The organism is Caballeronia sp. LjRoot34 (assembly GCF_964253815.1).
Lineage (GTDB): Bacteria > Pseudomonadota > Gammaproteobacteria > Burkholderiales > Burkholderiaceae > Caballeronia.
The window spans coordinates 1-10,690 of record NZ_CAXUSB020000001.1; the positions used below are offsets into that span (position 1 = coordinate 1).

The window sequence follows — 10,690 nt, forward strand, 5'->3', positions numbered from 1 at the left end:
ATGAACGATTTTTGGCAACACTGTTCCGCATTGCTGGAGCGCGAACTTACGCCACAGCAGTACGTCACATGGATCAAACCGCTGGCCCTCGTCGACTTCGATGCCGATGCGAGCACGCTGCGCATCGCCGCGCCCAATCGGTTCAAGCTCGACTGGGTGAAGAGCCAGTTTTCCGGCCGTATCGCCGATATGGCCCGGGATTTCTGGCACGCACCCGTAGATATCCAGTTTGTTCTGGACCCCAAAGCCACCGCGCGCAAGGCGATGGGCGGCGCGCCTGCGCCGTCCGCTGCATCCATGCCCGCTGGCGCGCCGGCTTCCCAGCCCATGCAGCGCCCGGCGCCGCAGCCCGCCGAAAGAAGCAACGGCGGACACGCGAACGCGAGCGCCCACATCAACGCGCTCGCGGCGGAAGCCGCGCAGCACGCGCAATCGCTGCAACATAACGACCAGGCCGACAACGGCGATCTCGACCTGCCGAGCCTCGACGCCAACGAAGCTGCCGCAGCGCGCCGGACCTGGCGGCCGGGCGGCACGGCGTCGTCGAATGGGGAAAACGATTCGGCTTACGAGCGTTCGAAGCTCAATCCCGTCCTCACCTTCGATAACTTCGTCACCGGTAAAGCGAATCAGCTCGCCCGTGCCGCCGCGATCCAGGTCGCCGATAACCCCGGCATTTCGTACAACCCGCTGTTCCTGTACGGCGGCGTGGGTCTGGGCAAGACCCACCTGATTCACGCAATCGGCAACCAGTTGCTGCAGGACAAGGCCGGCGCGCGCATTCGCTACATCCATGCAGAGCAATACGTGTCGGACGTGGTGAAGGCCTACCAGCGCAAGGCTTTCGATGACTTCAAGCGTTACTACCATTCGCTCGACCTGCTGCTGATCGACGATATCCAATTCTTCTCGGGCAAATCGCGGACGCAGGAAGAGTTTTTCTACGCGTTCGAGGCGCTGGTGGCGAACAAGGCGCAAGTGATCATCACGAGCGATACGTATCCGAAGGAGATTTCGGGTATCGATGACCGGCTGATTTCACGCTTCGACTCCGGCCTGACGGTCGCCATCGAACCGCCGGAGCTTGAAATGCGCGTGGCCATCCTGATGCGCAAGGCGCAATCGGAAGGCGTGAGTTTGTCGGAGGATGTGGCATTTTTCGTCGCCAAGCATTTGCGCTCGAACGTGCGTGAACTGGAAGGGGCGTTGCGCAAGATCCTGGCTTTTTCGCGGTTCCACGGCCGCGAGATCTCGATCGAGTTGACCAAGGAAGCGCTGAAAGACCTGCTGACGGTGCAGAACCGGCAGATATCGGTGGAAAACATCCAGAAGACAGCGGCGGACTTCTACAACATCAAAGTCGCCGACATGTATTCCAAGAAGCGGCCGGCGAACATCGCGCGGCCGCGTCAGATCGCCATGTATCTGGCGAAGGAACTCACGCAGAAGAGCCTGCCGGAAATCGGCGAACTGTTCGGCGGCCGTGACCACACCACGGTGCTGCACGCCGTGCGGAAAATCTCGGCGGAACGAGGCACGGACGCGCAGTTGAACCACGAACTGCACGTGCTCGAGCAAACGCTGAAAGGTTGAGCGTTCCGCGCGGCAGCGCGGCGCGCATCGCGCGATGCAAAAGACGCTGAAGGTGCGGGAAATTGCCGGCTGTACGTGGGCGCCGGCGATGAACAGCCAGAAACCAACGCCGAATCAAAGCACCACGGTGCGGCCGGCGAAAACGCCTGGAATGGCCGCTGATGATCGTGCACTCGTCCGTTTGTCGCCTGTGCCGAAAAGCGCCACAAAAAGCGTCAAACAATGGGCCTGTTTATTGACGAAATTGCCCCCATTTTCAGGGAGCGGTCAGGTTTTGAGGCACAATACGGGTTTGACCGTCCAGCGGCGCTGGGCGGCGTTTTGGCGCAAGCCTGGCACGTGCGAGCGGTAATCGCCGCAAGCGCGTGACACGAGACCGTCCGAAGGTCATCCATGCGGTGGCAAACGCTTCTCAAAAAGCGGAGGCAAAAGTGGTGACGAATGCGGTGACACTCGCGGCGGACGGCCGTCACATCAACGAAGGAACTCTATGCAACTGGTCAAGACCGAACGAGATAATCTCCTAAGGCCGCTGCAAACCGTGAGCGGAATCGTCGAACGCCGTCATACGTTGCCGATCCTCGCCAATTTGCTGATCACGAAGACTGGCGCCGACGTGTCGTTCCTCTCGACCGATCTCGAACTTCAGATCACCACGCGTGCCGACTTCGGCACGGGCAGCGATCAGGTCGCCACCACGGTCGCCGCGCGCAAGCTGCTTGACATCCTGCGCGCCATGCCGCCGGGTGAAGTGTCGCTCGATCTCACCGACAAGAAGCTGACGGTACGCTCCGGCAAAAGCCGCTTCGCGCTCCAGACGCTTGCTGCCGATGAGTTCCCGACCGTCAACCAGGCTACAGAGTTCGGCGCGAGCCTGTCGGTTCCGCAAAAGACCTTCCGGCAATTGCTCGGCATGGTCCACTTCGCCATGGCGCAGCAGGACATCCGCTATTACCTGAACGGCATGCTGCTGGTCGTCGACGGCGACCAGTTGATGGCAGTTGCAACGGACGGCCACCGGCTCGCGTTTTCATCGATGAAAATCGAGGGATCGTTCGCGCGCCAGGAAGTGATCATCCCGCGCAAGACCATCCTCGAATTGCAGCGCTTGCTGGAAGACATTGACGACGCGCTGGTAATCGACATTGCCGCGAGCCAGGTCAAGTTCACGTTCGGCCAGGTCGAACTCGTCTCGAAGCTGGTGGAAGGCAAGTTCCCGGACTTCCAGCGCGTGATCCCGAAGTCGCACAAGAACACGTTCCTGATCGGCCGTGAAGAATTGCAGCGTTCGCTGCAGCGTGCGGCCATTTTGACGTCGGACAAGTTCAAGGGCGTGCGTTGCCTGATCGAGCCGGGTCAGTTGAAGATCATGTCGACCAACGCCGACCAGGAAGAAGCGCAGGAAGAGCTGGAAATCGCGTATCAAGGCGACAGCGTGGACATCGGTTTCAACGTCACGTATCTGCTCGACGTGCTCGCGAACCTGAAGATCGACATGCTGCAAGTGAGTCTCGGCGACGCGAGTTCGAGCGCCCTGATCACGATTCCCGAGAACGACGAATTCAAATATGTGGTGATGCCAATGCGCATCTGACGCGGCCAAAACTAAAAACTTTCCAAGGGGCGCATTGCCCCTTTGGCATTTTTAAGGTGTTTCGAAAAGTCTCATGCAGCGACCGCGCAGCAACCCCGCAGTGACCCAGTAGCGACCCCGTAGTGACGCAGAACCGGAAAAAAACCCATGACTGAAAACCCAATTTCGCAACCCGACAATGCTTATGGCGCATCCTCCATTCAGATCCTCGAGGGTCTGGAGGCGGTCCGCAAGAGGCCGGGTATGTATATCGGCGATACGTCGGATGGCACGGGTCTGCACCACCTCGTTTTCGAAGTGCTGGACAACTCGATCGACGAAGCGCTCGCCGGCCATTGCAACGACATCCACGTCACCATTCACGCTGACAACTCCATCTCCGTGACCGACAACGGCCGTGGTGTGCCGACGGGCTTGAAGCTCGACGACAAGCACGACCCGAAGCGCAGCGCCGCCGAGATCGTGATGACCGAGTTGCACGCGGGCGGCAAGTTCGACCAGAACAGCTACAAGGTGTCGGGCGGCTTGCACGGCGTGGGTGTGTCGTGCGTGAACGGCTTGTCCGAATGGCTGCGCCTCACCGTGCGCCGCGACGGCAAGAAGCACTTCATGGAGTTTCATCGTGGCGTGGTGCAGAACCGTGAGCTCGTGACCGAAGACGGCATCACGTACTCGCCTATGCCCGTGGTTGGAGATACCGAAAACCGCGGCACCGAAGTCCATTTCATGCCCGACATCACCATTTTCGGCAACGTGGAATTCCACTACGACATCCTCGCCAAGCGTATGCGCGAACTGTCGTTCCTGAATAACGGCGTGCGGATTCGCCTGACCGATCAGCGTGACGGCAAGGAAGACGATTTCGCGTTTATCGGCGGCGTGAAAGGTTTTGTTGAATACATCAACAAAGCGAAGCAAGTCCTGCATCCGAACGTGTTTCACGCGATTGGCGAGAAGGACAACGTGACGGTCGAAGTGGCTATGCAGTGGAACGACAGCTACAACGAAAGCGTGCTGTGCTTCACGAACAACATTCCGCAGCGCGATGGCGGCACGCACCTGACCGGCCTGCGCGCGGCCATGACGCGGGTGCTGAACAAGTACATCACCGATCACGATATCGCGAAGAAAGCGAAGATCGAGACGAGCGGCGACGACATGCGCGAAGGTTTATCGTGCGTGTTGTCCGTGAAGGTGCCAGAGCCGAAATTCAGCTCGCAGACGAAGGACAAGCTGGTGTCGTCGGAAGTGCGCGCGCCGGTGGAAGACGTGGTCGCCAAGGCGCTCGAGGAGTTCCTGCAGGAAACGCCGAACGACGCGAAGATCATCACGAACAAGATTATCGATGCAGCGCGTGCGCGTGACGCCGCGCGTAAAGCGCGTGAAATGACGCGGCGTAAAGGCGTGCTCGACGGCGTTGGTTTGCCGGGCAAGCTGGCCGATTGCCAGGAGAAGGATCCGGCGAAGTCGGAGATTTATATCGTCGAGGGCGACTCGGCAGGCGGATCGGCGAAGCAAGGGCGTGACCGGAAGTTCCAGGCCATCCTGCCGTTGCGCGGCAAGGTGCTGAACGTGGAGCGCGCGCGTTTCGACAAGCTGATTTCATCGGAGCAGATCGTGACGCTGGTCACGGCGCTCGGGACCGGGTTGGGTAAGGACGATTACAACCTTGAGAAGCTGCGCTATCACCGCATCATCATCATGACCGACGCGGACGTGGACGGTGCGCACATTCGTACGCTGCTGTTGACGTTCTTTTATCGGCAGATGCCGGAGATTGTGGAGCGCGGGTTTATTTATATCGCGCAACCGCCGCTTTACAAGATCAAGGCGGGTAAGGACGAGCGGTATTTGAAAGACACGCACGAGCTGAATCAGCATATGTTGAAGCTCGCATTGCAGGGCTCGGAGTTGACTGCTGCTGAGGGCGCGACACCGATTACCGGCGATGCGCTCGGTGAATTGGCGCGTGCTTATCTGCTCGCGCAAGCGGTGGTGGATCGTCTCAGTCGGTTTTACGACGTCAATGCGCTTGGCGCGGTGATGGATGGCATCGAGCTGGACTTGTCGACGCAAGAATCCACCATGGCTTCGGCTGCCGCTTTGCAGGCGGCTTTGCGTGCCGATCCGTTGAAGCCGGAAGTGACGGTCGAGCCGGCTTACGACGCGGTGCGCGAGATCCGGTCGCTGCATATCAATCGCCGGCATCACGGGAACGTGAAGGTTTCGGTTATCGATGAAGACTTCCAGCTGACCGCGGATTACAAGCAACTGCAGACGACCGCGAATACGTTCAAGGGTTTGATCGGACCGGGAGCGATGATCAAGCGCGGCGAGCGGTCGATGGCGGTGACTGACTTCAAGAGCGCGATGAAGTGGTTGATCGCCGATGCGGAGCGTAATGTGACCAAGCAGCGGTATAAGGGCTTGGGCGAAATGAACCCGTCGCAGCTGTGGGAAACGACGATGGATCCGACCGTAAGGCGTTTGTTGCGCGTTCAGATCGAAGACGCGATTGCAGCCGATGGGATCTTTACGACGCTGATGGGCGATGACGTTGAACCGCGTCGCGCGTTTATTGAATCGAACGCGTTGCGGGCGGGGAATATTGACGTTTGAGATTGTGACTATCTTGAGATAGTCGGCAGGACGATCAACAACTCGCTTGAAAAAAGCCAGTCACATCTTTGGATGTGACTGGCTTTTGTTTGTGGGCGACGGCCTAGGCACGATCCGGTTGCTCAGCGACGATGTAACCCCTCTGTTCGTCGCTTTTGACCACGACATTCAAGAAGTATCAAGGTACAGAAACGTTGCCGATTTCTATGGATTCCGAACTTATTTCTTGCAAACGTTTATCTCGAAAACGAGAATGCCCCTTCATGGCGGTGCTTATCGCCGAATCATAAGGGGACAATAAGGTGGATTTCATCGACGAAGTTAGAGCGCTCGCATCTCGTGTCGGACTCGCCAAAGATTTGTTACAAACTGAAGAGGCCACTAAGAATGCGATGGTGATGCCGTTTATTCAGCTGTTGGGGTACAACGTATTTGATCCGCTGGAGGTGACGCCGGAGCTTATTGCGGACGTCGGAACCAAAAAGGGTGAAAAGGTCGACTATGCAATCTTGAAGGATGGCCGACCCATCATGCTGTTTGAATGTAAGAAAAGCGGTGCTGACTTACATATCAACCACGCTAGTCAACTCTTTCGCTACTTCCATTCCACGGAAGCGCGATTCGGCGTATTGACCAACGGTACCGTGTATAAGTTTTTCACTGATCTCGAAAAACCGAACATGATGGACGACAAGCCGTTTTTTGAGTTCAACATTCTGGATTTTCGTGACCAGGACGTCGATGAGCTAAAGAAATTTGCCAAGACCATCTTTGATCTTGAAATCATACTTACCACTGCAAATCACCTGAAATACACCCGCTCTATTCAGAACACGTTGAGCACCTGGATGTTCAACCCTCCCGAGGAGTTTGTTCGTCTCGCGTCGGCTGAGTTTTTGATTGGCAAGCACTTTAAAAATGCAGTCAAGGACCTGTTCACGGAAGTCACCAAGCAGGCATTTCAGCAACTCGTGAGTGACAAGATCAACGAGCGACTAAAAGGGGCCATGACTCCAGAGCTAAGTATCCCTTCAGCGGTACAGGTAAACATCACTGAGACTACCCCCGAGTCGGATCAGGTGTTCACTACCTCGGAGACAGAATTGGAAGCGTTCCAGATCATACGAGCCATCCTTCGCCCGGTCGTGAAGCCCGGCCGCATTTTCATACGCGTCTCGGCAAGCTATTGCGCAATCCTATTCGACGACAACAATCGCAAGCCGATCTGTCGACTAAGGTTCAACAACGAAAGCCGTCTAGTCGTGGGCTTTTTCAACGAAAGCAAAGAGGAAGAAAGAGTTCCTATTGTCAATCTTGACCAGCTTTTCGACTTTGGCGAACGTCTCCAGGCGTGCGTCGGGGCTTACTTGAAGTCAGCACCGATCAAAGAAAACGTTAGTGACGTAGCAGCTGTTTGAAAGAATGTTGTCTCATTCGAACGGCTTGACGAAGGGCAGACCTGCCAAGTCGTCAAGCCGGTTGAATGACATTGATGGGTTGTGTCCCATAGAGTTGTCTGCCCCCTGCCGGTACTCCGGACGCATGATGGGTAGAACGAGAGAGACGTTGATTTACCCGGCCAGTAAGCCCTTCAAGTGAGGAGAGGGCGCTTTCGCAATGACTCACAGGGAAGAGTTCCCCATCCGCGGGGCGTCTTCGGACTCGACCTCAAGCACCGCTTTCGTTGCCTTCTCGATAGCCTCGAACACAGCCTCCGGTACGATTCCGACGAACTGTTTACGGCGGTTTTTCGAGACCACGCCGCCGTTGTCCAGACACATCATCACGAGCGTCGAGAGCGTACTGCCGCGTACATCGAAGCGGTCATTCACGGCGCGCAACACCGTGTCGTAGTGACGAAGAAACTGCGTCTCGCGCCGCAACTCGACTTCAAGGGCTTCATCTGCCATTCGCAGGACGAATTCAACAGCCGACGTGGCGTCCCAGTACCGGTACATGGAAGGATCGCCAAGAAACTCGAACTCAAAGTTTGCGTCGTCGATCCAGAGGACTCGCCAATGCTCGCGCAGAGGCTTGGAAAAACCCTGGAGTGCTTCCAGGTACGCCAGTTCATGACGCTTCATCGCGATCGAAACGGGGAGCAACAGTCCGTGTTGAAGTTTCGCGGACGAGCACAACGCTTGATGAATGAGAAAGCGTGAAAGCCTGCCGTTGCCATCCATGAAGGGATGGAGGAACACGAAGCCGAATGAAGAAATACTTGCCGCAACGATTGGATCAATCTGAGTCGGAGCGGCATTCGCAAACGCCATCCATTCGTCCATCAGTTCAGGCAGCATCTCGGGAGGAGGAGGGACGTACGTCACCCCGGCCGCACCTCGCAAGCCGTTTTGCAGATGATTCTGCTGGCTCCGATATCCCGCGGCCTGGTCGAGCGGATTAGTGACGCAGATATTCTGCAACTCGACCAGATACTCCTCGTTCAACGGGTGGCGCTCATGAGCCTGCCGCAAAAGCGCCACGAAGCGGCGTGCCTTGTCTTCGGAGGGGGATTCTTTCTCAATGGCGAACGAATCCTGCGTTTCGTGAAGATAGGCCCAGTTGATAGCCCGATCCATCATCTCGGCCGGCAGTGACGCCATGAATTCTTGGGCGCGACCAAGAATGTCTGAATCCAGCAGACTAACGATCGCAGGTGTTTGTTCGACCGTTGCGCAATAGCGTAACGACCCGAGTCCGTTGAAATCGACGCGCCAACGTGCATTGCGGACCGAAGGGCCAGTTATGTAGCGCTCCGAGTCGAAGAGTCCGACGGCTGCGCCGCCAACCGCGGGGGCGTCGGGTAGCCGCTCGCCAGTGAACGCCTCCCAGAGAAAGCAGGCTTTTCGGATGAAAATGCCGTTTGGCGCACGCTTTAGTTCCGCGATCAGAATGTCTGCGCTAATCGTCGGCAATGCTTGCGCGAGAATACCTAAGTTGGTGCCCTCGTGTTTCAGCGCGAACAGGACATGCTCAAGGTAGGCGTCGTCAGGCGGCGCAATATGCCGCGGTACCGCCAGGCATCCGTTGATCTCCGTCAAACGGGTAACTGGCTTGATGAGCGCAGGCCGTCGCGGCGCTTGCGCGCCTGCGGCCAGCTTCTGGTGTAAGTATTGATAGCCAACGGCCGTCATCCTGGCTCCATAAAAAATTTGCAAACACAGGGGCGCGTGCAGATTTTCTTATCCGAACACAGATTTTCTTACGAATCGGCCCTCCGTGCCATTTTTTCTTACGAAGGCAGCTCAAAACCCGCAAAATCCAGTGGCGCCGCAGATTTTCTTATCCGCACACAGATTTTTTTACGATTCGCCATCCTTTCTCAGATTTTCTTATGACGGGCGAGGCTCGCTAGCCGGCCGCTTCAGTGCGCATAGGATTCGTGTGGATTAGCTAAAGCCAAGTCACGTGCGAGTCCCGCGGCTACCGGCACCCGTTGATTACACGCCGCGAAATTGTGAAAAACGATCTCAAGCGTCGGCAACGGGCATCGCTCCATATAAAGTCCACGGTTACCTCCGAGCAGTTCGGCGCTGCGGCACAAGCGCGCGTACGAACAATGCCCGTTCGCTAATAACCGATAAGACTTCATGGCCCGACCTAATTTTCAACAAACGAAACAATCCGTCGGCGCGCGCCAGAACAATGCGGCCGCCCAGGCGCGGCTTGTCAGCATCGCAGAGAAATTTCGCGCGGCTTATTCAATCGGCGATTTTCAAAGCGGCGCGAAATTCGCGGAAGAAGCGCTTCAGATCACGCCCGGCAACATGTCTATCCTGCCGGACTACGCCTTGTGCCTGATGCGTACCCAAGCTTTTGATCACGCGTACCGGGTCTATATGAGCATCCACAATGCACCGGCGAGCCAGCGCAAGCTGGCGTCGGCGACATGGCTCGATGGCTTGGTGGAAGTGTGCGGCTGGCTAGGCAAAACCGACGAAATGCGCGAGTACGGACTACGCTCGTTACGCGCTTCGGACGCTAAATGCGGCGCTAATCCGAGCGAGCCGATTCCCGATTCCCCACCGCCCGCGTTCAACCCCGCAAACCCCGCAGAAAACGTGATCGCCTACTCACTGTTCGGATCGAATCCGCGATACTGCGAGCCCGCTGTCATGAACGCCGAGATAACGCGCGACGTGTTCGAGGGCTGGACGTGTCGCGTTTATCTCGATGCAACGGTGCCCGAACACGTTCAACGCAGGCTGAAAGACGCCGGCGCCGAAGTCGTTTTCATGGAGCGCGACTCGGGCGTTCATCCGCTGATGTGGCGCTTTCTCGTGATCGATGATTCGAGCGTGAAACGCTTCCTTCTCCGCGATGCCGACGCGCTGCTGTCCGAGCGCGAATATGCAGCGGTACAGGAATGGGTGAATAGTCCGTATTACTTCCACATCATCCGCGATTACTTCACCCACACGGAATTGATTCTCGCGGGTTTGTGGGGCGGATGTGCAGGCATCCTGCATAACGCGGTCGGCTCGATGCAGCAATTCGTTGCGAAGAACACGGAGAGCGGGCGCTTCATCGACCAGCATTATCTGCGCGAGAACGTGTGGCCAACGTTACGTAAAAGCGTACTGTCTCACGACGACCTGTTCGGCTTCCACGATGCCAAACCGTTCCCACCGCACGCGCCAAACAGATGGAACACGGAAAAATTCCATGTCGGCAGCAATACGAGCTATCAGGCGATCGGCGGCAAAAGCATGCTGCTCGAAGGCACCGAGCAACGGCTGATTTTTAGTTCGGCAGATGGCAAGCCATTGTTCGATTACCACGCGACCGTTCGGAATGGCGAATGGCGTCTGGACATGCCGTTCTTCGTGGTCGAGAAGATTGCGTCGCAGGAAGTCGTGATCAGCCTCGACAAATAAGCCACTA

6 protein-coding genes are annotated in these 10,690 nt (G+C 57.0%); 5 read left to right on the forward strand and 1 reads right to left on the reverse strand.

The window, feature by feature from the left end:
• The 4 genes from dnaA to ACSQ36_RS00020 form a co-directional block, all read left to right on the forward strand.
• Positions 1–1,593: chromosomal replication initiator protein DnaA (gene dnaA, locus ACSQ36_RS00005; RefSeq protein ID WP_213765074.1), on the forward strand; the 1,593-nt coding region annotated here is incomplete at its 5' end.
• 490 nt (positions 1,594–2,083) lie between these two features.
• Entirely contained in the window at positions 2,084–3,187 is a 1,104-nt protein-coding gene (dnaN, locus tag ACSQ36_RS00010; protein ID WP_158935897.1) for a DNA polymerase III subunit beta, read from the forward strand.
• Between the two features lie 147 nt (positions 3,188–3,334).
• A complete protein-coding gene (gene gyrB, locus ACSQ36_RS00015) occupies positions 3,335–5,806 on the forward strand; it encodes a DNA topoisomerase (ATP-hydrolyzing) subunit B (RefSeq protein ID WP_436180497.1) in 2,472 nt (823 codons plus the stop codon).
• Between the two features lie 302 nt (positions 5,807–6,108).
• The gene (locus tag ACSQ36_RS00020; protein ID WP_436180498.1) at positions 6,109–7,224 is read left to right on the forward strand and encodes a type I restriction endonuclease; all 1,116 of its coding nucleotides are present in this window, start codon (positions 6,109–6,111) and stop codon (positions 7,222–7,224) included.
• Between the two features lie 204 nt (positions 7,225–7,428).
• Here ACSQ36_RS00020 and ACSQ36_RS00025 read toward each other — a convergent pair whose 3' ends face one another.
• Positions 7,429–8,940 (reverse strand): Fic family protein, encoded by a 1,512-nt coding sequence (locus ACSQ36_RS00025; protein ID WP_436180499.1) that lies wholly within the window; start codon positions 8,938–8,940, stop codon positions 7,429–7,431.
• Between the two features lie 456 nt (positions 8,941–9,396).
• Here ACSQ36_RS00025 and ACSQ36_RS00030 point away from each other — a divergent pair, with 456 nt between their 5' ends.
• Positions 9,397–10,683, forward strand: coding sequence for a tetratricopeptide repeat protein (locus tag ACSQ36_RS00030; protein WP_436180500.1), 1,287 nt, complete (start codon positions 9,397–9,399; stop codon positions 10,681–10,683).
• Positions 10,684–10,690 lie beyond the last annotated feature (7 nt).

Excerpts from the sequence above, each read along its gene's own strand:
- dnaN (WP_158935897.1), top strand. The coding sequence starts at position 2,084 with ATGCAACTGGTCAAGACCGAACGAGATAATCTCCTAAGGCCGCTGCAA.
- gyrB (WP_436180497.1), top strand. The coding sequence starts at position 3,335 with ATGACTGAAAACCCAATTTCGCAACCCGACAATGCTTATGGCGCATCC.
- ACSQ36_RS00025 (WP_436180499.1), bottom strand. The coding sequence starts at position 8,940 with ATGACGGCCGTTGGCTATCAATACTTACACCAGAAGCTGGCCGCAGGC.
- ACSQ36_RS00030 (WP_436180500.1), top strand. The coding sequence starts at position 9,397 with ATGGCCCGACCTAATTTTCAACAAACGAAACAATCCGTCGGCGCGCGC.